Source organism: Streptomyces sediminimaris, assembly GCF_047049295.1.
In the GTDB taxonomy this organism is placed as follows: domain Bacteria; phylum Actinomycetota; class Actinomycetes; order Streptomycetales; family Streptomycetaceae; genus Streptomyces; species Streptomyces sediminimaris.
On sequence record NZ_JBJWOT010000001.1, the window covers coordinates 3152543 to 3176474 of the forward strand.

General features: G+C 73.0%; 19 protein-coding genes and 2 pseudogenes. 12 read left to right on the forward strand and 9 right to left on the reverse strand.

The annotated features are described in order from the left end of the window. Positions 1-219: 219 nt before the first annotated feature. The 4 genes from ACJ9NR_RS14590 (at position 220) to ACJ9NR_RS14605 (ending at position 3888) form a co-directional block, all read left to right on the forward strand. Positions 220-1290, forward strand: coding sequence for a LacI family DNA-binding transcriptional regulator (locus ACJ9NR_RS14590; protein ID WP_412487990.1), 1071 nt, complete (start codon positions 220-222; stop codon positions 1288-1290). Positions 1291-1438: 148 nt separating this feature from the next. Next, positions 1439-2038 carry a dihydrofolate reductase family protein gene (locus ACJ9NR_RS14595; protein WP_412487991.1) on the forward strand — a complete coding sequence of 200 codons (600 nt, stop codon included), beginning with the start codon at positions 1439-1441 and terminating at the stop codon, positions 2036-2038. Positions 2039-2143: 105 nt separating this feature from the next. Then, a complete protein-coding gene (locus ACJ9NR_RS14600) occupies positions 2144-3076 on the forward strand; it encodes a bifunctional helix-turn-helix transcriptional regulator/GNAT family N-acetyltransferase (RefSeq protein WP_412487992.1) in 933 nt (310 codons plus the stop codon). An 11-nt stretch (positions 3077-3087) separates the two neighbouring features. Then, positions 3088-3888 (forward strand): sugar phosphate isomerase/epimerase family protein, encoded by an 801-nt coding sequence (locus tag ACJ9NR_RS14605; protein ID WP_412487993.1) that lies wholly within the window; start codon positions 3088-3090, stop codon positions 3886-3888. A gap of 84 nt (positions 3889-3972) precedes the next feature. Here the strand turns inward: ACJ9NR_RS14605 and ACJ9NR_RS14610 are convergent, their stop codons facing one another. The 3 genes and pseudogenes from ACJ9NR_RS14610 to ACJ9NR_RS14620 all read right to left on the reverse strand — a co-directional run. After that, positions 3973-4278, reverse strand: coding sequence for an ATP-binding protein (locus tag ACJ9NR_RS14610; RefSeq protein WP_412487994.1), 306 nt, complete (start codon positions 4276-4278; stop codon positions 3973-3975). A 4-nt stretch (positions 4279-4282) separates the two neighbouring features. Next, on the reverse strand, positions 4283-4945 hold the full coding sequence (locus tag ACJ9NR_RS14615; RefSeq protein ID WP_412487995.1) for a GNAT family N-acetyltransferase: 663 nt from the start codon (positions 4943-4945) through the stop codon (positions 4283-4285). Between the two features lie 40 nt (positions 4946-4985). After that, positions 4986-5222, reverse strand: a pseudogene (locus ACJ9NR_RS14620) (carboxyvinyltransferase); the annotation flags it as partial. A 470-nt stretch (positions 5223-5692) separates the two neighbouring features. On the opposite strand from ACJ9NR_RS14620, the gene ACJ9NR_RS14625 reads away from it, so the two are divergent. Further along, the gene (locus ACJ9NR_RS14625) at positions 5693-7486 is read left to right on the forward strand and encodes a glycoside hydrolase family 3 protein (RefSeq protein ID WP_412487996.1); all 1794 of its coding nucleotides are present in this window, start codon (positions 5693-5695) and stop codon (positions 7484-7486) included. Positions 7487-7680: 194 nt separating this feature from the next. Beyond that, entirely contained in the window at positions 7681-8319 is a 639-nt protein-coding gene (locus tag ACJ9NR_RS14630) for an LppU/SCO3897 family protein (RefSeq protein ID WP_412487997.1), read from the forward strand. A gap of 40 nt (positions 8320-8359) precedes the next feature. Here the strand turns inward: ACJ9NR_RS14630 and ACJ9NR_RS14635 are convergent, their stop codons facing one another. Then, a complete protein-coding gene (locus ACJ9NR_RS14635; protein WP_412487998.1) occupies positions 8360-8749 on the reverse strand; it encodes a hypothetical protein in 390 nt (129 codons plus the stop codon). Positions 8750-8828: 79 nt separating this feature from the next. Continuing rightward, the gene (locus ACJ9NR_RS14640; RefSeq protein WP_412487999.1) at positions 8829-12575 is read right to left on the reverse strand and encodes an ABC transporter ATP-binding protein; all 3747 of its coding nucleotides are present in this window, start codon (positions 12573-12575) and stop codon (positions 8829-8831) included. Between the two features lie 272 nt (positions 12576-12847). Between ACJ9NR_RS14640 and ACJ9NR_RS14645 the strand changes: the two genes are divergently transcribed. Further along, positions 12848-15112: an ArnT family glycosyltransferase gene (locus ACJ9NR_RS14645; RefSeq protein WP_412488000.1), complete on the forward strand. Its 2265-nt coding sequence runs from the start codon at positions 12848-12850 to the stop codon at positions 15110-15112. Positions 15113-15252: 140 nt separating this feature from the next. Next, positions 15253-16059 carry an endonuclease I family protein gene (locus ACJ9NR_RS14650; protein WP_412488001.1) on the forward strand — a complete coding sequence of 269 codons (807 nt, stop codon included), beginning with the start codon at positions 15253-15255 and terminating at the stop codon, positions 16057-16059. A gap of 135 nt (positions 16060-16194) precedes the next feature. On the opposite strand, the gene ACJ9NR_RS14655 is transcribed toward ACJ9NR_RS14650, so the two are convergent. Next, entirely contained in the window at positions 16195-16563 is a 369-nt protein-coding gene (locus ACJ9NR_RS14655) for a hypothetical protein (protein ID WP_412488002.1), read from the reverse strand. Beyond that, a complete protein-coding gene (locus ACJ9NR_RS14660) occupies positions 16560-16913 on the reverse strand; it encodes a hypothetical protein (RefSeq protein WP_412488003.1) in 354 nt (117 codons plus the stop codon). The genes ACJ9NR_RS14655 and ACJ9NR_RS14660 overlap by 4 nt, the downstream gene beginning before the upstream one ends. 196 nt (positions 16914-17109) lie before the next feature. Between ACJ9NR_RS14660 and ACJ9NR_RS14665 the strand changes: the two genes are divergently transcribed. Together ACJ9NR_RS14665 and ACJ9NR_RS14670 are read left to right on the forward strand one after the other, a co-directional pair. After that, positions 17110-17904, forward strand: a complete 795-nt coding sequence (locus ACJ9NR_RS14665; protein WP_412488004.1) for a helix-turn-helix domain-containing protein — start codon at positions 17110-17112, stop codon at positions 17902-17904. Continuing rightward, positions 17897-18118 carry a DUF397 domain-containing protein gene (locus ACJ9NR_RS14670; RefSeq protein ID WP_412488005.1) on the forward strand — a complete coding sequence of 74 codons (222 nt, stop codon included), beginning with the start codon at positions 17897-17899 and terminating at the stop codon, positions 18116-18118. The genes ACJ9NR_RS14665 and ACJ9NR_RS14670 overlap by 8 nt, the downstream gene beginning before the upstream one ends. A 224-nt stretch (positions 18119-18342) precedes the next feature. On the opposite strand, the gene ACJ9NR_RS14675 is transcribed toward ACJ9NR_RS14670, so the two are convergent. Both ACJ9NR_RS14675 and speB read right to left on the reverse strand, forming a co-directional pair. Next, on the reverse strand, positions 18343-20052 hold the full coding sequence (locus ACJ9NR_RS14675) for a thiamine pyrophosphate-binding protein (RefSeq protein WP_412488006.1): 1710 nt from the start codon (positions 20050-20052) through the stop codon (positions 18343-18345). Further along, complete coding sequence (speB, locus tag ACJ9NR_RS14680) at positions 20049-21017, reverse strand: agmatinase (RefSeq protein WP_412488007.1); 969 nt, start codon at positions 21015-21017, stop codon at positions 20049-20051. The genes ACJ9NR_RS14675 and speB overlap by 4 nt, the downstream gene beginning before the upstream one ends. Positions 21018-21174: 157 nt before the next feature. Here speB and ACJ9NR_RS14685 point away from each other — a divergent pair. Both ACJ9NR_RS14685 and ACJ9NR_RS14690 read left to right on the forward strand, forming a co-directional pair. Then, positions 21175-22649, forward strand: a pseudogene (locus tag ACJ9NR_RS14685) (PucR family transcriptional regulator). Positions 22650-22893: 244 nt separating this feature from the next. Continuing rightward, on the forward strand, positions 22894-23682 hold the full coding sequence (locus ACJ9NR_RS14690; protein ID WP_412488008.1) for a phosphatase: 789 nt from the start codon (positions 22894-22896) through the stop codon (positions 23680-23682). Positions 23683-23932: the final 250 nt, after the last annotated feature.

Genomic DNA, 23932 nt, shown 5'->3' on the forward strand with positions numbered 1-23932 from the left:
GAGCGTCCCAGCAAGCGCTTTCTATCTCCCCTGAGAAGCTAGCCTCTGACCACCGGTCCGGACAAGACCGTGACCGCTTCGAGTTGTTCGAGGGGACGAACAGTGGGGGCCTGTGGTCGTAAGGTCTGCTCGACGTGCTCGGAACCGAGGGCCTCTCGCGGCCTGTCTACGAGGGCGTACGGCGAGGTGCGACGAGATGCGTGACCGGAGGACGACGAGATGACGGTGACCCTGGCGGACGTGGCGGCCCGCGCGCAGGTCTCCCCCGCGACGGTGTCGCGCGTGCTGAACGGGAACTACCCGGTGGCCGCCTCCACCCGGGAGCGGGTGCTGAAGGCGGTCGACGAGCTGGACTACGTGCTGAACGGTCCCGCGAGTTCGCTGGCCGCGGCCACCTCCGATCTGGTCGGGATCCTGGTCAACGACATCGCCGACCCGTTCTTCGGGATCATGGCGAGCGCGATCCAGGCGGAGATCGGCGGGCCGGGCGGGCGCGCCGGCGGCGAGCGGCTGGCGGTCGTGTGCAACACGGGCGGTTCCCCGGAGCGCGAACTGACGTACCTCACGCTGCTCCAGCGGCAGCGGGCGGCGGCGGTCGTGCTGACCGGCGGCGCCATGGAGGACGCGCCGCACGCGGCGGCGGTCGCCGCGAAGCTGCGGAAGCTGACGGAGGCGGGGACGCGCGTGGTGCTGTGCGGGCGGCCGCAGGCGGAGGACACCGGGGCGATCGCGCTCGCCTTCGACAACCGCGGCGGCGGGCAGCGGCTGACCGAGCACCTGATCGGGCTGGGCCACCGGCGGCTGGGCTACATCGCGGGGCCGGAGGAGCGGACGACGACGCGGCACCGGCTGGAGGGGCACCGCGCCGCGCTGGCCGCGGCGGGCATCTCCGAGGATCCGGGCTGGACCGTGCACGGCCGCTACGACCGGACCTCCGGGTACGAGGCGACGCTGGAGCTGCTGCGCCGGGAGGCGTCCCTGACCGCCGTGGTCGCCGCCAACGACTCCGTCGCGCTCGGGGCCTGCGCGGCGCTCCGGGAGTCGGGGCTGCGCATCCCGCAGGACGTGTCCGTCGCCGGGTTCGACGACCTGCCGTTCAGCGTCGACGCGGTGCCCGCGCTGACGACGATCCGCCTGCCGCTGGCCGAGGCCGGGGCCCGGGCCGGGCGGATCGCCATGGGACGGGAGGAGGCCCCTCCGGGGGGTGTCGCGACGGTCCGGGGCGAGCTGATGGTGCGCGAGTCCTCCGGGGCGCCGCGGCAGGGTGCGGCCGGGTCCGTGCCCGCGTGACCGTGGCAGGGTGACCGTCCAGGGGGCGGTCGTCCGATGAGTTCCGCGCCGCGCCCCGGTCTTCATTGCCGTAATCGCCGTGACCGCCGTGACCGCCGTGACAGGGTGGCGGCCCGAGCGGACGACAAGGACAAGCAGGGAGACATCCATGCGCATCGTGGTGAGTGAGTTCATCAGCCTGGACGGGGTCGTGCAGGCGCCCGGTGGCCCCCAGGAAGACACGGACGGGGGGTTCGCGCACGGTGGGTGGTCGCATCCGTACTTCGATCCGGAGGTCGTGGGCGCGGCCTTCGCCGCGGGGCTGGAGAACGCCGAGGCGCTGCTGTACGGGCGGCGGACCTACCTGACGATGGCGGGCGCCTGGCCCGAGCGGGCCGGGGACCCGTTCGCGGACCGGCTGAACGCGCTGAAGAAGTACGTCGTGACCGACACCCTCTCCGACTCGGAGCTGACCTGGAACAACACCGAGCGGATCGCGGGCGGCGAGGCCGTCGCGCGGATCCGGGAGCTGCGCGCGGCCCCCGGCGGCGACCTGGCGATGATGGGCAGCCCCACCCTCGTGCGGACGCTGATCGGGGAGGGTCTGGTCGACGAGCTCCAGCTCGTCCAGATGCCCGTGATCCTCGGCGGCGGGAAGTCCATCTTCCCCGAGGACGGCACGAAGCGCGGCTTCGAGCTGGTCTCCACGGCGAAGGGCAAGACCGGCGTACTGGTGAACGTCTACCGGCCGGCGGCCGACGAGGGGTAGCCGGCAAGGGCCGGCCGACGAGGGGTGGCCCGCGGGGTGCGGGTGTTCTAGTCTCGGATCCGACGGTATCTCTGACGGAGTCAAGTATCCGGGGGTTCGATCCTCATGACCGTCCAGGACATCCGCGCCTTCAACCGCTTCTACACGAACGTCATCGGCGCCCTCGACTACAGCCGCCGGCTGTACGCCCCGTACACCCTCACCGAGTCGCGCGTGCTCTACGAGCTCGCGCACTCGCCGCGTACGGACGCCGCCGACCTGCGGACCGAGCTCTCCCTGGACGCCGGGTACCTGAGCCGGATCCTCAACAAGTTCGAGGAGGACGGGCTGATCGAGCGGACGCCGTCGGCGCGCGACCCCCGGCGCCGGCGCGTCACGCTCACCCCCCGCGGCCGGGAGACCGCCGCGCTGCTCGCCGAGCGGGCGAACGAGTCCGTCGGCGCGCTGCTGGCAGCCGTGCCGTCCGCCGACCGCCCCCGGCTGTCCGAGGCGATGCGCACGGTCCGCGAGATCCTCTCCGGCGACCGCCCGCCCGCGCGCGAGGACGTCGTGCTGCGCGAGCCCTCCCCCGGCGACCTCGGCTGGATCGTCCAGCGCAACGCCGCCCTGTACGCCTCCGAGTTCGGCTGGAACGCCGACTACGAGGGCCTGGTCGCCCGGATCGTCGCCGACTTCGCCGAGGACCACGACCCGCATCTGGAGCGGGTGTGGATCGCCGAGCTCGACGGCCGCCCGGTGGGCTGCGTGATGTGCGTACGGGACGACGCCCCGGCCACCGCCCGGCTGCGGCTGCTGCTGGTCGAGCCCGAGGCGCGGGGCCTGGGCATCGGGGACCGGCTGGTGCGCGCGGTGATCGACTTCGCGCGCGGCGTCGGCTACCGCGAGCTCGTCCTGTGGACCAACGACGTGCTCACCTCCGCCGGCCGGATCTACCGGCGCCACGGTTTCGTGCTCGTCGGGGAGCAGCCGCACCGATCTTTCGGAAAGGACCTGAACGGCCAGGACTGGCGGCTGGACCTGCACGGCACCCCGGGGTGACAGTAGGGACCATGAGACTGGCGTTCTCCACCCTCGGCGTCCCCGGCCTGCCCGTCGCGGACGTGATCGGCCTCGCGGCCACCCACGGCTACCACGGCGTCGAGCTGCGCGCACACCCCGAGGAGCCGGTCCACCCCGGCCTCGGCCCCTCCCGGCGGGCCGACGTCGCCTCCGAGTTCAAGGCGGGCGGCGTCGAGCTGCTGGGCCTCGCGGGGTACGCGCGCGTGGCCGCGCCCGGCGACGACGGCCCGGTGATCGACGAGATCCGCGACCTGCTCCAGCTGGCCCGCGACCTCGGCGCCCCCTACGTCCGGGTCTTCCCCGGCGCCGGCTCCGAGCAGACCCCCGAGCGCGCCGACGCCGCGGCCGCCCGGCGGCTCGGCACAGCCGCGGAACACGCCGCCGACCTCGGCGTACGCATCCTGCTCGAGACCCACGACTCGCACCGCACCGGCGCCGACGCCATCCGCGTCCTCGGCCGGGTCGGCCACCGCCATGTCGGCGCCCTGTGGGACGTGATGCACACCTGGCTGGGCGGCGAGCAGCCCTCGGAGTCGTACGCGGCCCTGTCGCCCTACCTCGGCTACGTCCAGGTCAAGGACATCGCCTCCCCCGACGACACCACCCCGCTCGCGCTCGGCGCCGGGGTACTGCCGCTGACCGAGTGCGTGGAGGTCCTGTCGCGCAACGGCTGGGACGGCTGGCTGTGCTGGGAGTACGAGAAGCGCTGGTACGAGGACGCGGCGCCGCTGCAGGATCTGCTGGGGGCCGGGCGGGAGCACCTGGCGCGGTTGCTGAACGAGTGCGCGTAGCCTGACGGCGTCTCGTCCGACGTCTCCCCGGCTGGTGCCTTCTCAGCCGACGTCCTGGCAGACGTCTTGGCAGCCGGTGTCCCCTCAGCCGACGACGCGGGCCCGGACCGGCTTGCCGAACTCGCGGTCCCGTACGCCCCACGCGTCGCACAGCGCCTGCGCGGGGAGCAGGCCGCGGCCCGACGTGGCGTCCGGGTCGTGGGGGCTGACGCACGGGTGCCGCTTCGACCGGTCGAAGACCTCGCTCTCGATCGGCTTCCCGCCGTCGTGCGCCAGGGCGACATCGAAGGGACGGCCCGGACGGCGGGCGTGCCGGACCGCGCTCGCGGCGCGTTCGGTGACGACGTGACCTGGTTCAAGAGCAGTGACAGCGACAACACCGGCGGCCACCTGGTCAGCCTTCCTCGGCGGCCTGCGCGAGTGAGGGTCGGCCGCGGGCGGCGAGGCGGGCCACCCGTTCCTCCAGCCGCGCCCGGCACTCGGGCCATTCGCCGGCCGTGACCGAGTAGATCGCGGAGTCGCGCAGGCGGCCCTCCTCCCCCGGCGCCCAGGAACGCGACCAGTTCCTCAGTACGCCCTCGAAGCGGGCGCCCACGCTCTGGATGGCCGCGCGGGAGCGCTCGTTGCGGGCGTCGGTCTTGAGGTCGACCCTGGCGACGGCCCACTCCTCGAAGGCGTGGCGGAACAGCAGCAGCTTGGCCTCGGCGTTGATGCCCGTGCCCTGTGCGGAGGCGCCGAGCCAGGTGAACCCGATCTCCACGGCGTCGAGCCGGCCGTCGGCCCGCCAGCACCGGGGCTCCCAGTAGGAGGTGGCGCCGACCGCGCGGCCCGTCGCGAGGGAGATCTGGGCGTAGGGCAGCAGGCGTCCCGTCGCCGCCCGGGCGAGCTGCTCGTCGACGTAGCGCCCGGCCTCGTCCGCCCTGGGCACCCAGGTGAGGCCGTAGGTGCTCCGGTTCTCCTCCGCCGCGACCGCGAGGTCGGCCGCGTGCCGGTGGGCCAGTGGCTCCAGGCGCACCAACCAGCCCTGCAGCACCGGTGCTTCAGATGTGAACGTCACCCCGGGCAGTCTGCCGCGCCCGTCCGGACCCGTCGAACGATTATCCGGGCAGAGCGGCCCGCAACCGGGCGAACGCCTCGTGGAAGCCGGGCAACGTCTTCCGTACGCATCCCGGGTCGTCGAAGGAGACACCCGGCACCCGCAGCCCGGTGACCGCGAAGGACATCACGACGCGGTGGTCGCCGCAGGACTTGATCTCCGTGCCGGCGGCCGGCGCCGCGCCGGGCCCTACGGGCATGCCGTCATGATCGGCCGACCGCCGCCGGCGACGCCGGCGCGTCCACGGGATGGACCACTGCCCGTGCCCGCGTGTCACCGGCGCCGGCGCCGCCCCGCGCGTCGTCCCGCGATCGCAGACGCGGTACGCAGAGTGCAGGAGCGGTGGCCGCACATCGCGCCCCACCCGTCCCGTCGGCCCCTCGGCCCCCGACTTCCCGCACGGGCCGGGTACGGGGGAACCCGGCCCCTTTACCGTTCGTCCAACCCGCAAGCTGCCGGATGAGTCTCCGCCGTGCGGTGTCGGCCCTCGCTGCTGGCTGCGATCGCTGACCTACCCTCTCCGCCGTACCGCGGCCGGCAGCGTGCCGCCATCGGCGCGCCCCCCCTCCAACAGCGCCGGTGGCGGCCCCTTTTGGCCTCCCGGTCTCCCCCGGCGCCTCCTGTGCGTTCCCTTGACTGGCAGAAACTTCCCGGTTATTGGTGACTCCTTGGAAGTTTCCTTCAGCGGATTCTCCGGAAGGAGCGCACGTGCCCTCCAGACGTACCGTTCTCGCCGCCACCGCCGGCGTCACCGCGGCCCTGGCCGTCGGCAGCCCCGCGGACGCCGCCCCCGTGGACGACAGAAAGCTCCGCGCCCTCATCTCCCGTATGACGCTTCAGGAGAAGGTCGGCCAGCTCTTCGTCATGCGGGTCTACGGCCACTCCGCCACCGACCCCGACCAGGCCGACATCGACGCCAACCTCAGTGAGATCGGCGTCCGCACGGCCGCCGAGCTGATCGCGAAGTACCGGGTGGGCGGGATCATCTACTTCACCTGGGCGCACAACACCCGCGACCCCCACCAGATCGCGGATCTGTCCAACGGGATCCAGCGCGCCTCGCTCACGCAGCCCCGCGGACTGCCCATGCTCATCACCACCGACCAGGAGCACGGCATCGTCTGCCGCGTCGGCAAGCCCGCCACGCTCTTCCCGGGCGCGATGGCGATGGGAGCGGGAGGGTCCCGCCGGGACGCCCGCACCCTCGGCCGCATCTCCGGCGCCGAGCTGCGCGCGATCGGCATCAACCAGGACTACTCCCCGGACGCCGACGTCAACATCAACCCGGCCAACCCGGTCATCGGCGTGCGCTCCTTCGGCGCCGATCCGGAGGCGGTGGCCGTGATGGTGGCCGCCGAGGTCGGCGGGTACCAGCGCTCGTCGGTCGCCGCCACCGCCAAGCACTTCCCCGGCCACGGCGACACGGCCGTCGACAGCCACTACGGCTTCCCGGTCATCACCCACAGCCGGGAGCTGTGGGAGAAGCTGGACGCCGTCCCCTTCCGCGCGGCCGTCGCGGCGGGCATCGACGCGATCATGACCGCGCACATCCAGTTCCCGGCCCTCGACGACTCCGGCGACCCGGCCACCCTCTCCCACCCGATCCTCACCGGCATCCTGCGCGGCGAACTCGGCTACGACGGCGTGGTGGTGACGGACTCCCTGGGCATGCAGGGCGTGCGGACGAAGTACGGCGACGACCGCGTCCCCGTGCTCGCCCTCAAGGCCGGCGCCGACCAGCTGCTGAACCCGCCCGACCTGCCCGTCGCCTGGAACGCCGTCCTGACGGCCGTGCGGGACGGCGAGCTGACCGAGGCGCGCCTCGACGAGTCGATCCTGCGCGTCCTGCGCCTGAAGGCCCGCCTGAAGCTGTTCCGGCAGCCCTACGTCAGCGGTCACGGCGTGGACCGCACGGTCGGCACGCGCGCCCATCTCGCGGCGGCCGACCGCATCGCCGAGCGCACCACGACGCTGCTCGTCAACGACGGTCCGCTGCTGCCGCTGTCGCCCGCCACCCACGACAGGCTCCTCGTGGTGGGCGCCGACCCGGCCTCCCCGTCCGGCACCACGGGCCCGCCCACCGGCGTCCTCACGGCCGCGTTCACCGAACTCGGCTTCAGCGCCACGGCCCTGTCCACGGGCACCGCCCCCTCCGCCGCGACGATCGCGCGGGCGGTCGCGGCGGCCCGGGAGGCGGACGCGGTGGTCGTGACCACCTACAACGTCACCGCGGGCAGTGCGCAGAGGACGCTGGTCGAGCAGCTGGCGGCGACCGGGACACCGGTGGTGGCGATCGCCGTCCGCAACCCCTACGACGTGGCCCGGCTCCCCTCCGCCCGCGCCTGCCTGGCCACCTACTCCTGGACCGACGTCGAGCTGCGGGCCGCCGCGCGGGTCATCGCCGGGGCGGTGGGGCCGCGCGGGCGGCTGCCGGTGCCGGTGCAGCGGGCCGACGCCCCGGGACAGGTGCTCTACCCCATCGGGTACGGGCTGTCGTACTAGCGGGTGCGGGCTGTCGTACTGGCGGGGACGGGCTGTCGTACTGGCTAGGACGGGCTGTCGTACTGGTGGGGACGTAGGGCGCATACGCCGCACACCAGGCGTGCGCCCGTCAACCGGCCCAAAGCCTCCCGCGCGTCTGGCGTGCGCCCGCTGCGGCGGGTCACGCTGGATGGGGGTGTCCCGGGGGGTCGGCGATGCGTGAGCGAAGTTCCGTGGGGAGGGTCTGCGCACTGCTGGTCGTGGTCGCGGCCCTGCTGACCGGCTGCCAGACGCTGTCGTCCTCCGGTGCGGGCCGGGCCGGGCACCCCACGGGCAGCGGCACGGCGAGTGCGACGCGGTCACCGGGGTACGGGGCGGTGTTCCTCGCCGTCGACGAGTGCAGTTCCTTCGGTACGACGAGCTTCACCGAGGTGCCGTGCACCAGTGAGCGGGCGGCGGCCCGGGTCGTGGCGCGCTTCGACGGCACGGAGGCCGACGGTCCGCGGTGCCCGGCCACCACGGACTTCGTCCTGCGCATCAGCGCGCAGAACCCTTCCTCCGGTGAGAACGGCGACGCCCCGGTGCCGCAGGGCTACGCCTGCATGCGCAACCTGGAACCGCCGCATCCCGGCGACCCCGGCGGCGGGGGCGGCCCCCGCACCATCGTCGGGGACTGCGTCTACGGCTCCGGCAGCGGCCAGGTCCGCGAGACCGCCTGCGACGGCAGCGGCACGCGGAAGCCGCAGTACCAGGTGGTCAGCGCGGTCGCCCGGCGCACCCTGTGCCCGGCGGGGACGGCGCTGTACGTCCGGCTGGACGGCGACCGGCCGGTGGGCTGCGCCCGGCGGATGTGAGCGACGGCCGGGCACGGCGGGCGCGGTGCGGGCCCCTCGTTCAGAAGCGCTTCCAGCCGCGGGAGTCGTAGGAGCCGCGGCCCACCGAGCCCCTGAGACGTACCTTGCGGTGGCCGACGTACGCCCGCACCGGTCCGGCGTGCCGGGTGAACCGCCCCTTGTCCGTGACGGGTTCGAAGCCGCGCACCTGGAGGCTGACCATCATGGAGCGCCGGGCGCCGGGATGCCTGGCGACGGTGAGCGCGCACAGGTAGCTGCCGCTCTTGTACACCCGCACGGAGCCGGTGGAGAAGGCGAACGTCCTGACCCTGTGGCCCGGACACGACGACGGCGCGGCCTGCGCCGGCGGGGCCGCCACGGCCAGCAACCCGGAGGCGGTCAGCACGGCGAGCAGCGACGCGCCCCACCGCCGTATCGCACCACAGTCCACTGTCGTCCCTCCCGCACCACGACACATCGAGCGTACTGGTGTACGGACGCACGACCCGTGTCGGACGGTTGCACGAGCGTCAGCGGGACACCCCCACCGGCTCCTCCGGTTCGCCCTGCCCGACGAACGTCCGCCACAACTGGGCGTAGGTACCGTCCTGTTGCAGTAGTTCCTCGTGGGTGCCGTCCTCCACCACGCGGCCGTGGTCCATGACCACCACCCGGTCCGCGCGGGCCGCGGTGGTGAGGCGGTGGGCGACCACGAGGGTGGTGCGGCGGCCCGCGAGGCGGTCCGTCGCCCGGTTGACCTGGGCCTCCGTGGCCAGGTCGAGGGCGGCCGTGGCCTCGTCGAGGAGGAGGATGTCGGGGTCGACCAGCTCCGCCCGGGCCAGCGCGATCAGCTGGCGCTGCCCGGCGGAGAGGTTGCGGCCGCGTTCGGCGACCTCGTGGAGGTAGCCGCCGTCGAGCGTGGCGATCATCTCGTGCGCGCCGACCGCGCGGGCCGCCGCCTCGACCTCGGCGTCGGTGGCGTCCGGGCGGCCGTAGGCGATGGCGTCGCGGACGGTGCCCGGGAAGAGGTACGCCTCCTGCGGGACCACGCCGAGCCGGTGGCGGTAGGCGGTGATGTCCAGCGTCCGCAGGTCCTGGCCGTCGACCGTCACCCGGCCGCGGGTCGGGTCGTAGAACCGCGCCACGAGCTTGACGAGGGTCGACTTGCCCGCGCCGGTCTCGCCGACGAACGCGACCGTCTGCCCCGCCGGAACGCGCAGGTCGATACCGCCGAGCGCCTCCTCCCCCGCTGCCTCCTCGGCGGATCCGTAGGCGAAGTGCACGTCCTCGAAGGCGACCTCGCCGCGCAGGGAGGGCACCTCGCGCGGTGCGCCGGCGGCCTCGGTGGAGGTCTTCTCCCGCAGCAGTTCCTGGATGCGGCCCAGCGAGACGGTGGCCTGCTGGTAGCCGTCGAAGACCTGGGAGAGCTGCTGGACCGGGGCGAAGAACAGGTCGATGTAGAGCAGGTAGGCCACCAGCGCGCCGGTGGTGAGGGTGGCGTCCTCGATCCGTCCCGCCCCCGCGATCAGCACGGCCGCCGCGGCCACGGAGGACAGCAGCTGCACGAAGGGGAAGTAGACCGAGATCAGGAACTGGCCGCGGATCCGCGCCCGCCGGTAGCTGTCGCTGCGCTCCGCGAACCGCCGCCCGCCGTCGCGCTCGCGCCGGAACGCCTGCACGATCCGCAGCCCGGACACCGACTCCTGGAGGTCGGCGTTGACCACCGACACCCGCTCACGGGCCAGTTCGTAGGCCTTCACGCTCGCCCGCCGGAAGAAGAACGTCGCGAGGAACAGCGGCGGCAGGGTCGCGAAGACGACGAGCGCCAGCTGCACGTCGATCACCAGCAGGGCGACCATGATGCCGAAGAAGGTGACGACGGAGACGAAGGCCGTGACCAGCCCCGTCTGCAGGAACGTCGACAGCGCGTCCACGTCCGTCGTCATCCGGGTCATGATCCGGCCGGTCAGCTCCCGCTCGTAGTAGTCGAGCCCGAGCCGCTGGAGCTGGGCGAAGATCTTCAGCCGCAGGGCGTACAGCACCCGCTCACCGGTGCGCCCGGTCATCCGGGTCTCGCCCCGCTGCGCCGCCCACTGCGCCAGCACCGCGAGCAGCCCCAGCAGCGAGGCCGACCAGACCGCGCCGAGGGCCGCCCTGGTGACGCCCTGGTCGATGCCGTGCCGGATCAGGACGGGCAGCGCCAGACCCATGCCCGCGTCCACGGCGACCAGCCCCAGGCTGACGAGCAGGGGGAGCCCGAAGCCACGCAGCAGACGCCTCAGTCCGTACGACTCCTCCGGCCGCACCGCCCGCGCCTCGTCGACGTCCGGGGTGTCGGTCGCCGGGGGGAGCGCGTCCACCTGGGCGAGGAGGCCGGGAGTGGCCGGCATGCCCTCCAGCGCGGTGTCCCTGGGCGCGCGGTCGCCGGTCCACAGCCGCGGGGTGACCCCGCGCTCGGCGTCGAACTCGGCGTCCAGCTCCGCGCGGACGGAGGTGTCCTCCGGCGGGCACGCGGGCTGGGCGTGGCCGGGCGAGACGCCGCCCAGCTCGTCCGGGTCGGTGAGCAGCCGTCGGTAGAGGGCCGAGCGTTCCTCAAGCTCCTCGTGGGTGCCGATGTCGGCGAGCCGCCCGGCGTCGAGCACGGCGATGCGGTCGGCGAGGCCGAGGGTGGAGCGGCGATGCGCGATGAGCAGGGTGGTACGGCCCTCCATGACCTGCCTCAGCGCCTCGTGGATCTCGTGCTCGACGCGCGCGTCCACGGCGGAGGTGGCGTCGTCGAGCACCAGCAGCCGCGGGTCGGCGAGGATCGCGCGGGCGAGCGCGACGCGCTGGCGCTGGCCGCCGGAGAGGGTCAGGCCGTGCTCGCCGACCTTGGTGTCGTAGCCCTCCGGGAGCTCCCTGATGAAACGGTCCGCCTGGGCGGCCCGGGCGGCGGTCACGATCTGCTCGTCACTCGCGTCGGGGCGGCCGTAGGCGATGTTGGACCGGACCGTGTCCGAGAAGAGGAAGGAGTCCTCCGGGACCAGGCCGATCGCGGCCCGCAGCGAGTCGAGAGTGAGCTCGCGGACGTCGTGGCCGCCGACCAGGACGGCGCCGCGGGTGACGTCGTAGAAGCGGGGGAGCAGGAGCGAGACCGTCGACTTGCCGGAGCCGGAGGAGCCGACGACGGCCAGGGTCTCGCCGGGGCGGATCTCGAAGCTGAGCCCGTCCAGCACCGGCCTGGTCGTGCCCGGGGCGCTCTGGTAGCCGAAGGACACGTCGTCGAACTCGACCGTGGCCGGCGCGTCGGCGGGGAGGTCCTTGGTGCCGTCCGTCATCGTCGGCTCGGTGTCGATCAGCTCCAGGACGCGTTCGGTGCCCGCCCGCGCCTGCTGCCCGACGGTGAGCACCATGGCGAGCATCCGGACCGGGCCGACCAGCTGGGCGAGGTAGGAGGAGAAGGCGACGAAGGTGCCGAGGGTGATGTGCCCGCGCACCGCCAGCCAGCCGCCGAGCGCGAGCATGGCCACCTGGCCGAGGGCGGGCACCGCCTGCAGGGCCGGGGTGTACGTGCTGTTCAGGCGTATGGTGCGCAGCCGCCCGGCGTACAGCCGGCGCCCGACCTCCCGGAGCTTGCCCGTCTCCTGGTCCTCCTGCCCGAAGCCCTTCACCACGCGTACGCCGCTGACGGCGCCGTCGACCACGCCCGCGACGGCGGCGGCCTGGGCCTGGGCGTACCAGGTGGCGGGGTGCAGCTTGGCGCGGCTGCGCCGGGCGATCCACCACAGGGCGGGTGCCACGGCGAGGGCGACCAGGGTGAGCGGCAGGGACAGCCACGCCATGATCACCAGGGAGACCAGGAAGAGCAGCAGGTTCCCGATGGTCATCGGGAGCATGAAGAGCAGTCCCTGGATCAGCTGCAGGTCGCTGGTGGCGCGGCCGACGACCTGGCCGGTGGACAGCTCGTCCTGGCGGCGGCCGTCCAGCCGGGTGATCGTCTCGAACATCTCCGTCCGCAGGTCGTGCTGGACGTCGAGGGCGAGGCGGCCGCCGTAGTAGCGGCGGATGTAGGTGAGGACGTAGACGGCGACGGCCGCGCCGATCAGGACGCCCGCCCAGGGGGCCATGGCGCGGCTGTGGTCGCCGATCACGTCGTCGATGATCACCTTGGTGACCAGCGGGACCAGCGCCATGACCGCCATGCCGGCCAGGGACGATCCCAGGGCCAGGACGACGTCCCTGGGATGACGCCACGCGTATCCCGCCAGTCGCCGTACCCATCCCCGTTGCGTACTCACGCGGGTGCCCTCCGTCGGTGACGTGATCTGCCTGATCTGCCTGATCTACCGGAAGGCACCAACGCGCGAGGAACCGGATTTCATCCCTCCGCCCCCGGGCGCCACCGCGGGACGGGGCCGGGGCGGAGACCGCACAGGGGCGGGGCGGGGGGCGGAGGCCGCAGGAGGGAGCGGGGCCGCACCGGTGGCCGCCACCGCGCGCTTCGCGCATTCACAGGCGGGGGCCAGGTCCGGCACAGCTCGCGCTCACTCCGCCGACCCACGATGCGTGGGTGACATCTGCCACCGATCCGCACCCCCACACCGAGCCCGTGTCCGCCGACTGGCCGCCGCCGGCCCCACCTGCGGCACCGCCCGACAGGGCCCCGCGCTGGTCGCTGCCCGCCCTGATCGCGATCCTCGTCCTGGCGGCGGTCCTCTACGCCTGGAACCTGTCCGGGTCCGGCATGAACACCTTCTACAGCGGTGCCATCTGGGCCGGCACGAAGAGCTGGAAGGCCTGGTTCTTCGGTTCGCTGGACCCCGGCAACTTCCTGACCGTCGACAAACCGCCGTTCGCGACCATGGTCATGGGCCTGTCCTGCCGGATCTTCGGCTTCGGCACCTGGCAGATGATGGCGCCCCAGATCGCGGCCGCGCTCGCCACGATCTGGATCCTGCACTCCTCCGTGAAGCGGGTGTGGGGCCATGCCGCGGCGGCCGTCGCCGCGCTGGTGCTGGCGCTGACCCCGATCACCGTCGCCATCAACCGCGACAACAACCCGGACACGCTCCTGGTGTTCCTCATGGTGGCGGGCGCGGCCCTCGCGCTGCGCGCCACCCGTGACGAGAAGCTGCTGCCGCTGCTCGGCTCGGCGGCCTGCTTCGGTCTGGCCTTCAACACCAAACTGCTCGCGGGCTGGATCGCCCTCCCGGCCGTCTTCGCGCTCTACGTCTACGCCTCGAAGGCCCCCTGGGCGAAGCGGATCGTCAACCTGCTGCCGGCCGCCGTCGTGCTGGCCGTCTCCAGCTTCTGGTGGGCGATCGCGGTCTCCCTGGTCCCGGCCGCCGACCGGCCGTACATCGGCGGCTCGACGGACGGTTCCGCCTGGGACCTGATCATGGGCTACGACGGTCTCGGCCGCGTCTTCGGCGGCGAGGGCAACGGCGGAGGCGGCAGGGGCGGAGGCGGCGGCTTCTCCGGCTCCGCGGGCCTGGGCCGCATGTTCAACGACATCCTCGGCGGCCAGATCTCCTGGCTGCTGCCCTTCTCGGCGATCGCCCTCGTCGGCGGCCTGGTGCTCTGCGGGCGGGCCCCGCGCACCGACCTCAGGCGGATGGCGCTGGTCCTGTGGGGCGACTGGACCGTCCTGCACTACGTCATCTTCGCGACCGCCCAGGGCACCATGCACCCGTACTACACGACCGCGCTCGCCCCGGGCATCGCGGCGCTGTGCGGCGGCGGTGGCGTGATGCTGCTGGACGCGTTCCGCCGCGACAAGCGGTGGGCGTGGGTCCTGCCCGTCGCCTTCGGCGTCACCGGCATCTGGGCGATCGTCCTGCTGCGCCGCGCGTCGGGATGGAACACCTGGCTGTGGCCGACGATCGGCGTCCTGACGGTCGCCGGCATCGTGGGCATGCTGCTCTTGCGGTCCGGGAACCGGGCCCGCCTGCTGGCGGCCTCCGTGGCGGCGGCCGCGGTCGCCGCCCTCGCGGGCCCGACGGCGTACGCCGCCTCGGAGCCCTTCGGCAGCACCGGTGGCGGCATGGGCGGCGGCATGGGCGGTACCAACCCGACGGCCGGCCCCTCCACGGGCGGCGGCTTCGGCGGACCCGGCGGTGGCGGCAACCGGGGCGGCTTCCCGGGCGGCGGCGAGATTCCCGGCGGCACCGGGCAGAGCGGCCGGAACAGCCAGGCCGGGGGCTTCCCCGGCGGCGAGACGCCGGGCGGCACCCAGCAGGGGCAGAACGGCGAGATGCCCGGCGGCGGCCGGATGACGCCGGGCGGCGGGAACGGCGAGCTCCCCCAGCAGGGCAACGGCAACAGCCGGACTCCCGGCGGCGCCGGCGAGATGGGCGGTACAGCACCGGGCGGTACCCGTGAGGCCGGACGGCGCGGCGGCTTCGGCGGCATGGGCGGCGGTCCCGGCGGCATGGGCGGCGCGGACAACGAGCTCATCTCGTACCTGAAGAAGCACCAGGACGGTGCCGAGTGGCTGCTGGCGGTGTCCAACTCGCAGAGCGCCGCGCAGATCGAGCTGAGCGCCAGGTCCCCCGTCATCTCCATGTTCGGCTTCACCGGCTCCGACAAGGCGATGACGGTCGCCAAGCTCGAGGAGCTCGTGAAGAAGGGCAAGCTGCACTACGTCCAGACCGGCGGCGGCATGGGCGGCCCCGGCGGCGGCAACAGTCTCAGCACCGAGGTGTCGAACTGGGTGAAGAAGCACGGCACGGCGGTCAAGGAGAGCGCGTACAGCAAGAGTTCGACGTCGTCCTCCTCGGCGTCGGGCACGAACTCGTCGTCCCTCTACCGGCTGGACCCGTCCGACGTCGGCTGACGCACGGCGATCTCTGAGAACGGCTCCCGACCACCCGGTCGGGAGCCGTTTTTAACGTCCAGTTCATCGACAGGCCCGCATGTCCATGTCACTCTCCCTGTTGCCGCCTTCAATCAACCCGTGTAGATGGGACAACCTTTATGCTGGCGACACGCGTACGGCGATGGAAGTCGGTGGCACTGGCCACCGCAGCCGTGATGGTGGGCTTCACGGCCCCGGCGCTGACGGCCACTCCGGCCGCCGCCACGACGACCGCGTACGACTCGACGTACTACAAGAACGCGGTCGGCAAGACGGGCACGAGCCTGAAGTCGTCCCTGCACACCATCATCAGCTCCGGCGTGACGAAGCTGTCGTACTCGGCACTCTGGAACGCGCTGAAGGTCACCGACCAGGACCCGAACAACAGCGGCAACGTGATCCTTCTGTACTCGGGCATCTCCCGCAGCAAGTCGCTCAACGGCGGCGACAGCGGCGACTGGAACCGCGAGCACGTGTGGGCCAAGTCCCACGGCGACTTCGGCACCTCGACCGGCCCCGGCACCGACCTGCACCACATCCGCCCAGCGGACGTGGCGGTCAACGCCAAGCGCGGCAACCTCGACTTCGACGAGGGCGGCTCCGTCTTCACCAACAGCGGCGGCAGCAGGGTCGACTCGGACTCCTTCGAGCCGCGCGACGCCGTCAAGGGCGACGTGGCCCGCATGATCCTCTACATGGCCGTCCGCTACGAGGGCGACGACGGTTTCGCGGACCTGGAGCCCGACGACAAGGTCAACAACGGCTCCAGCCCGTACATCGGCAGGCTCTCGGTCCTCAAGCAGTGGAACGACGAGGACCCGCCGGACTCCTTCGAGGAGAACCGCAACAACGTCATCTACAACACCTACCAGCACAACCGGAACCCGTTCATCGACCACCCGGAGTGGGTGGACGCGATCTGGTAGTCAGCGATGCACAGCCGCCTTCCGGCTGACGGCCGCGGCCTGGGCCTTGAAGCCGCCGGGCAGCTCTGTGGCTGAGCGCGCGGACGTACGGGGCTTTGTGGCGGTACGTCCGCGCGCTCGGCGGGAGCGGGCGGGTCAGGTGCCGGGATCCTCCTGAGGGGCGGCGGCGTCGGGGGCTTGGTCTTTGCGGGACTCGAGGAGGCGGGCTCCTCTGCTCCGGGCGATGCGGTGCACGTCGTGCAGTGACTCGGTCAATCGAGCCGCGAGGAAACGGAGTTGAGGCGCGGTGGCCTTCGTGTCACCAAGGAGATCGACGGCGTGGCCGAGGAGGTCGTCGGCCATGTCGAGCTGGACGGCTTCGACGTTGTCGGCGATGCGGGAGAGATGGCTGGTGCCGGTGCTGTCGGTGACGAGATAGCAGGGGTTGCCGTCCAGGTTGGACCAGGGGAGGAGACGGGGCCGGCTGACTGTGGTGGCGGCAACGTCGTGGCCCTCGTAGATCACGCGGCGGCTCCCTCGGCGCCCTGGATTCGGCGCGAGCCGACTTCGACGCCGTGAATGCGCCATGGCCCTACGTCGACGCCGTGCACGGCGAGCCAGAGGGCTCGGCGGCGGGCACGCTGTTGCTTGGTGCGCTCGCGTTGTTCGTGGGCGAGGAGGTAGGGGCGGACGAGTCGGGAGTCCTCGCCGCGGAGGGGGGCTTCGTGCGGAAAGGGGCGGCGGTTTGATGCGGTGGGGGCAGCGGGCGCGGAGGCGAGCGGCGCCCCTCCGGCGACCCAGTGCCGGTGACGCCCGGCGGCGGGCCACAGCAGCCGCAGCAGCGGCTCGACGAGGCGGACGATATGGTGCAGCACGTCTTCAACTCCATTGCAGTTGAGGGCCATGCCCCCGGGCCGTTTCGAGGACGGTCGCGGGGGTCTTCCATGCCCGAGGGCAGGTCGACGCGCATGGACATCGCTGAGTAGCGATCCGCATACAGAGTGAGACGGGCCGGGCTAGGCTCGCCAGGGGGTCAGAGGTGACAACGCATCTGTCACACGGGAGTTGACGGTGAGCAACATCTATGGGGAGTGGTTGAAGGCGCAGCGCGAGTCGGCAGGGCTGACACAGCAGGAGCTGGCGACGGCAGCCGTGATGACCCGTTCGCACATCGCGCACATCGAAGCGGGCCGGCGCACCCCCTCCAAGGAGGACGCAAGACGCCTCGACAGGGCCCTGAACACGGGTGATGTGTTGAGCAGCTTCCTGCCGGACGACGACAGCGCGGTCGCAAAGCACTTTGAAGCGGCCCACGCACTCGAACAACAGGCTGTCGAGATCCGCGAGTTCGCTCTCTCCTTCGTGCCCGGCATCCTCCAGACGGAAAGGTACGCGCGTTCGGTCCTGGGCCCCTCCTACCCTCCTGTGGGTGAAGAGGAATGTGACAGGCTCGTTGTCACACGGCTGGAGCGGGCGAAGATCCTTGAGGATCCCGTGTCACCAGTAGTGTGGGTGCTTCTGGACCAAGGCGTCCTGGACCGGCCTATCGGCGGCCCCGAGATCATGGCTGAGCAGATCATGCACATCGTCAGGCTGGCAGAGTCAGGCCGGGTCCGCGTGCATGTACTACCGCGCTCCTTGGGGTTCCACCCCTTGCTGGAGAGCATGCTGACGCTGATGTGGTTCGACGATCAGCCGCCGGTGGCATACAGCGAGGGGGTTCGCATGGGGAAGGTGCACGACTCCCCGGCCATGGTTCAGGAACTGCAAGGCCGTTACGATCTTGCACTGAGCGACGCACTGCCACTCAAGGAGTCACTGGCCCTGCTGAGGGCGACAGCAAAGGATTACGGACGACATGACTGAACCGATCATCTCGAACGCTGCCGCACTGAATGGGTGGCGGAAGTCTTCCTACAGCGGCAGCGAAGGCGGCAGCTGCCTGGAGGTCCTGGACAACTACCCCGCCGGTGTCCCTGTCCGCGACTCCAAGGTGCCTCAAGGGCCCGCGTTGGTCTTCCCGTCAGCCGGCTGGACGTCGTTCATCACAGCGGTCAAGAACGGCCGCCTGTCCGCCTGACCGCTCACCACCGCGATTCATCCGGCCCTCACCCGAGACGCTCGCCGCTCGGCGTCCTGCTCATCTCGCAGGGACCGTACGTTCGCGACGCGGAATCTCAGCAGCACGCTGTCCTCCTCTCCGGGGTCAGGGTAAGGGCCGCATCTGACATCGGCCCGGCCGGGGCGCCTGCGACCTCACGGAACATATCCCGTGAAGGCCACCGGGGACAGCCGATCGGGTGATCAGTCCGAGCCCCGATGGGTGGGCGCGAACATCCGCAGCACCGCCGGTAGCAGCACCACCGCGGGGCCGGGTGACGCCAGTGCCTTCGACAGGTCGTCCGACAGGGTTTCCGGGGTCGTCCGCACCCCCGGCACTCCGAACGACTCCGCCAGCGCCACGAAGTCCGGTCGCGTCAGCTCCGTTGCCGTTGCCGCTGCCGTCCCCGGCGCCTCGCCGAAGGCATCCGTCATGTACTCGCGCAGGATGCCGTAGCCGCCGTCGTCGACGATCAGCCAGGTGACGTCGAGGTCGTGCTGGCGGGCCGTGGCCAGTTCGGCGACGGAGTACAGGGCGCCGCCGTCGCCGGAGACCGCGAGGACGGGGCGGGTGGGGTCGGCGACCGCCGCGCCCAGGGCGGCCGGGAAGGCGTAGCCGAGGCCGCCGGCGCCCTGGGCCGAGTGCATGGTGTTGGGCGCCTTGGCGTCGAAGGCGGACCAGGCCCAGTACGCGAGGATCGTCATGTCCCAGAAGGACGGGGAGCCGGCCGGCAGGGCCCGGCGGACCGCGGCCAGCACGTCCTGTTCCAGGGTGAGTTCCTGGGCGGAGATGCGGTCGGCGACCTTCGCGAGCAGCGTCCGTACGCGCTCCGGAGCCGTCGGGTCCGCGCGCTCGGTGACCGTCTCCAGCAGTGCCTGCAGCGCGAGCCGCGCGTCCGCGTGGATGCCGAGCGCCGGGTGGTTGGACTCCAGTTTGCCGAGGTCCGCCTCGATCTGGATCACCCGGCCGCGGGGCCTGAACGTGTGGTAGTTCGAGGAGAGTTCGCCCAGGCCCGAGCCGACCACCAGCAGGACGTCCGCGTCCTCGAGGAAGTCCGTGGTGTGGCGGTCCTCCAGCCAGGAGCGGAGGGAGAGGGGGTGCTCCCAGGGGAACGCGCCCTTGCCGCCGAAGGTCGTCACGACGGGAGCGGCGAGCTTCTCCGCCAGCCGCCGCAGCTTGCCCGCGGCGTCCGCCCGTACCACTCCCCCGCCCGCGATGATCGCGGGCCGCTCCGCGCGCGACAGCAGGTCGGCCGCCACCGCGGTGAGTTCGGGGCGCGGCGGCAGCTCGTCCGGGGTGGCGTCGACCGCGGTCACCACCGGCAGGCGCGCCCCGGCGAGCAGCACGTCCTGCGGGATCTCCACCCACACCGGGCCGTGCGGGGCGCTCAGGGCCGACTTCCAGGCCTCCGCGATCGCCGAGGGGATCTGCGACTGGGCGCGGACGGTGTGGACGGACTTCACCACGCCGCGGAACGAGGCCGCCTGGCCGGGGAGTTCGTGGAGGTAGCCGTGCCGGCCGCCGCCCAGGCCCGGCGTCGGGACCTGGCTGCTGATCGCCAGGACGGGGGCGGAGGCGGCGCGCGCCTCCTGGAGCGCCGCCAGGGACATCAGCGCGCCCGGCCCCGTCGACAGCAGCAGCGGGGCCGCCTCGCCGGTGACACGGCCGTAGGCGTCCGCGGCGAAGCCGGCGTTGTTCTCCACCCGCAGGCCGACGTAGCGCAGGTCCGAGCGGCGCAGGGCATCGAAGACGCCGAGAGCGTGCTGGCCGGGCAGGCCGAAGACCGTCGTCGCGCCGAGCCCGGCGAGCGTCTCCACGACCAGGTCTCCGCCGGTGCGCCCCGGCGGAGGATTCAGCGCGGCCTCCGTCCGGGCCGGCGTCGGACTCGGTTCCAGGTCGTGGTCGTGGGTCACTTCGCGCGGGCCTCCGCGATCTGGCGGGTCATGATGGTGGTCAGTTCGTACGCCGTGTGGGACGCGGCCACCGACGTGATCTCCGCGTGATCGTACGCGGGCGCCACCTCCACGACGTCCGCCGAGACCAGGTTGCACGACGCGAGGCCGCGCAGGATCTCCAGCAGCTCGCGGGAGGTCATGCCGCCCGCCTCGGGGGTGCCGGTGCCGGGCGCGTGCGCCGGGTCCAGGCAGTCGATGTCGATCGAGACGTAGAGGGGGCGGTCGCCGATCCGCTGCCGCAGCTGGTCGGCCACCTCGTCGGCGCCGCGGCGGTAGACGTCCGCCGAGGTGACGATGCCGAAGCCCATCTTCTCGTCGTCGGTGAGGTCCTGCTTGCCGTAGAGCGGGCCGCGGGTGCCCACGTGCGAGAGGGCGGAGGTGTCGAGGACGCCCTCCTCCACCGCGCGCCGGAACGGCGTCCCGTGGGTGTACGCGGCGCCGAAGTAGGTGTCCCAGGTGTCGAGGTGGGCGTCGAAGTGGAGCAGGGCGACCGGGCCGTGCCTCTTCGCGACCGAGCGCAGCAGCGGGAGGGCGATCGTGTGGTCGCCGCCCAGCGTCATCAGGCGGGCCCCGGTGCCGAGCAGCTCGTCGGCGGCGGCCTCGATCGTGTCGACGGCCTCGTTGATGTTGAAGGGGTTCGCGGCGATGTCCCCGGCGTCCGCCACCTGCGCCAGCGCGAACGGCGACGCGTCCTGCGCCGGGTTGTAGGGCCGCAGCAGCCGGGACGCCTCGCGGATGGCGTTGCCGCCGAAGCGGGCGCCCGGCCGGTAGGAGACGCCCGAGTCGAACGGAACGCCCACGACGGCGACGTCGGTACGGCCGACCTCGTCGAGGCGGGGCAGCCGGGCGAAGGTGGCGGGCCCGGCGTACCGCGGTGTGCGGGAGGAGTCGACGGGTCCGCGCGGCGTCTCGTTGCTGCTCATGGGGTGCTGCCTTCTTTCCTGCGCCTCGTCGCCTGTGGAGCGATGTGCCGTACTTCTTGTCCGGCCCTGCTGAGCACCGACCCTAGGTGGCCGGGAGGCGGATGCGAAGTGTACGTTTCATCCATTCGTACGGCGGCGAACGGAGGGAACGCACATCGTGCCCGATGCCCCGGTCCCCCCTACTCCACCGGTGCCCCTCGCCTCGCTCCTGGCCCGTGAGGACCTGGCCCTGCGGCAGATCGCGGGCCGTCCGGCCCCGGCACCGTGATCCACTGGGTGCACACCTCGGAGATGGCCGACCCCTACCCGTATCTGCTGGGCGGCGAGCTGCTGCTGACGGCCGGCGTGCACGTCCCGCAGGGAGCGGATCAGGGCGGCCACGTCGACGGCTATTTCGACGGCTATGTGGAGCGGATCGCCGCCGCGGGCGCCGCCGCCGTCGGCTTCGGCGTGGCGCCCGTCTTCGACACGGTGCCGCCCGCCCTGGTCACGGCCTGCGAGGCACGGGGGCTCCCGCTGCTGGAGGTCCCGCCGCGGACCACGTTCTCCGGCGTGGCCCGCGCGGTCTGGCAGCTGATGGCGCGGGCCCGGCTCGCGGAGCTGCGCCGGGTCGCCGAGGCCCAGCAGAGCCTCGCCGCGGCGGCCGCCCGCCCGGACCCGGTGGCCTCCGTGCTGCGGCAGCTGGCCCGGCGGGTGGGCGGATGGGCGGTGCTGTACGGGCCGGACGGGGCGCGGATCGCGTCCGCGGGCCGACCCGCCGGGGCCGGCACCGGGGCGGCGCTCGCCGCACTCGCGGACGTCCTGCGCCCCTCCGGCCCTGGAACCCCCGCGTCCGCCACCGGCGACGAGGCCGGCACCCACCTCGCCGCCTACGCCCTCGGCACCGGACAGGGCTTCGTGCTCGGGGTCGCCGCGCCCAGGCGCGACCCCGGAGACCACACCATCGCCTCCGTCGCCGCCGTCCTGCTCACACTGCTCACCGGCGAGCAGCACAGCGGCACCGGCGCGGCCCGGTCCTCCGCGCTGGTGCGGCTGCTGCTGGGCGCGGCGCCGGCCGACGTGGCCCCGCTCCTCGGCCCCGGGCGCCGGCTCGTGGTGCACGCCCGGCCCGACGCGCACTCCCCCGACCCCGTGGCCGCCTCCGCGCTGGGCGCGGCCCTCGGCTCCCCGCTGGTCGACCTGGCGGGGGACGTCGTACGCGTCCTCGTGCCGGCCGATCGCGAACCGGCCGCGCAGCCCGGCTGGACGCTGGGCGTGAGCGCCGCCGCGGCGCCGGACGAGTGGCCGGCCGCGGACACGCAGGCCGCCCGCGCGCTGGCCCGCGCCCGCGCCACCCGCGCGCCCCTGGTCCGGCACGGCGGCCGGGAGGGCCTGGCCGGCCTGGTGCCGCCCGAGGAGGCCGAGGCCCACGCCCGCCGGCTGCTCGCGCCGGTCGCGGCCGCTCCGGCGCTGACCGAGACGCTGCGCACCTGGCTGTCCCTGCACGGCAGCTGGGACCGTACGGCCGTCGCCCTGTCCGTGCACCGCAACACCGTCCGCCAGCGCATCGCCCGCTGCGCCGCGCTCCTCGACGCCGACCTGGACGACCCGGACGTACGCATGGAGCTGTGGTTCGCGCTGCGGCAGGGGTAGGCCCGGTCCGGCGACGGCGTCCGCCCGGCTCGGGACACGGAGCTGCGGTTCGCGCTCCGGCAGCGGGGTGGGCCCCGTCTGATCCCGTCCGGCCACGGCGGGCCACGGCGGTCGCCCGGCTCGGGACACGGCCGTTCGCGGTCCGGCCATGAGTACGAACGCCCAGGACGATGAGTACGTGAGCCGCGTCCCAGCGCGCGGGACGCCAGGGACGCGCACAGGCGCCTGCACCACAATGGACTGCATGCCGATACCCGGGACACCCAGCCGCGCCGAGCTCGTCGACCATCTCCTGCGGACCCGCATCGCGGGCGACGTGGCGACGCCCCGCGAGAACAATCTCAGCCACTACCGCAAGCTGGCGAACGGCGACCGCCACTACTGGCTCGGCCTGGAGCTCGGCGACCGCTGGCGGGACGAGCAGGACGTGCTCGCCGTGATGGCGGAGCGGGTGGGCGTGAACGACGACCCCGAGTACCGGTACGGCCAGGACACCATCGACCCCGAGCTGACCGTCGACGCCCTGGAGCGGATGGCGGCCCGGCTGCGCAAGGCGGCCGAGGGGCGCCAGCGGGTGCTGTTCGCGACCGGCCACCCGGGCGGCCTGCTCGACGTGCACCGCGCCACGGCCGCCGCGCTGCGGGCGGCCGGCTGCGAGATCGTCGTGATCCCGGAGGGGCTCCAGACGGAGGAGGGCTACGTCTGGCAGCTCGCGGACGTCGGCGTGCTGGAGCACGGCGCGTCCCTGTGGCACACGCACTCCGGCGAGCCGATGAAGGCCGTCCTCACGGCCCTGGGGAACTCCGGCCGGCCGCTGCCCGACCTGGTCGTCGCCGACCACGGCTGGGCGGGCTACGCCGGGCAGCACGGCGTCGACTCCGTCGGCTACGCCGACTGCAACGACCCGGCGCTGTTCCTGGCGGAGGCGGAGGGCACCGTCCAGGTCGTCGTCCCCCTGGACGACCACGTCGTCAGCCCGCGGCACTACGACCCGATGACGGCGTACCTGCTGGCGGAGGCGGGGCTCGACTGAGCCGCGGGCGACCGACGGACCGGCGTCCGGCGACCGGCGGCTTACGTCCGGCAATCAGCAACCGGCGGCTTACGTCCGGCGACCGGCAACCGGCGGCTTACGTCCGGCAACCGGCAACCGGCGGCTTACGTCCGGCAACCGGCGGCTGACGTCCGGAGTCCGGCCACCGGCAACCGGTGGCTGACGTCCGGAGTCCGGCGACCGGCGAACTGCCACCGGCGACCGGGCTCTACGACGAAGGTGAGGGGCG

What these genes read in the sequence shown, in the direction of transcription:
- ACJ9NR_RS14590 (WP_412487990.1), top strand. Translation starts at nt 220, where the DNA reads ATGACGGTGACCCTGGCGGACGTGGCGGCCCGCGCGCAGGTCTCCCCC.
- ACJ9NR_RS14595 (WP_412487991.1), top strand. Translation starts at nt 1,439, where the DNA reads ATGCGCATCGTGGTGAGTGAGTTCATCAGCCTGGACGGGGTCGTGCAG.
- ACJ9NR_RS14600 (WP_412487992.1), top strand. Translation starts at nt 2,144, where the DNA reads ATGACCGTCCAGGACATCCGCGCCTTCAACCGCTTCTACACGAACGTC.
- ACJ9NR_RS14605 (WP_412487993.1), top strand. Translation starts at nt 3,088, where the DNA reads ATGAGACTGGCGTTCTCCACCCTCGGCGTCCCCGGCCTGCCCGTCGCG.
- ACJ9NR_RS14630 (WP_412487997.1), top strand. Translation starts at nt 7,681, where the DNA reads ATGCGTGAGCGAAGTTCCGTGGGGAGGGTCTGCGCACTGCTGGTCGTG.
- ACJ9NR_RS14650 (WP_412488001.1), top strand. Translation starts at nt 15,253, where the DNA reads ATGCTGGCGACACGCGTACGGCGATGGAAGTCGGTGGCACTGGCCACC.
- ACJ9NR_RS14670 (WP_412488005.1), top strand. Translation starts at nt 17,897, where the DNA reads ATGACTGAACCGATCATCTCGAACGCTGCCGCACTGAATGGGTGGCGG.
- speB (WP_412488007.1), bottom strand. Translation starts at nt 21,017, where the DNA reads ATGAGCAGCAACGAGACGCCGCGCGGACCCGTCGACTCCTCCCGCACA.
- ACJ9NR_RS14690 (WP_412488008.1), top strand. Translation starts at nt 22,894, where the DNA reads ATGCCGATACCCGGGACACCCAGCCGCGCCGAGCTCGTCGACCATCTC.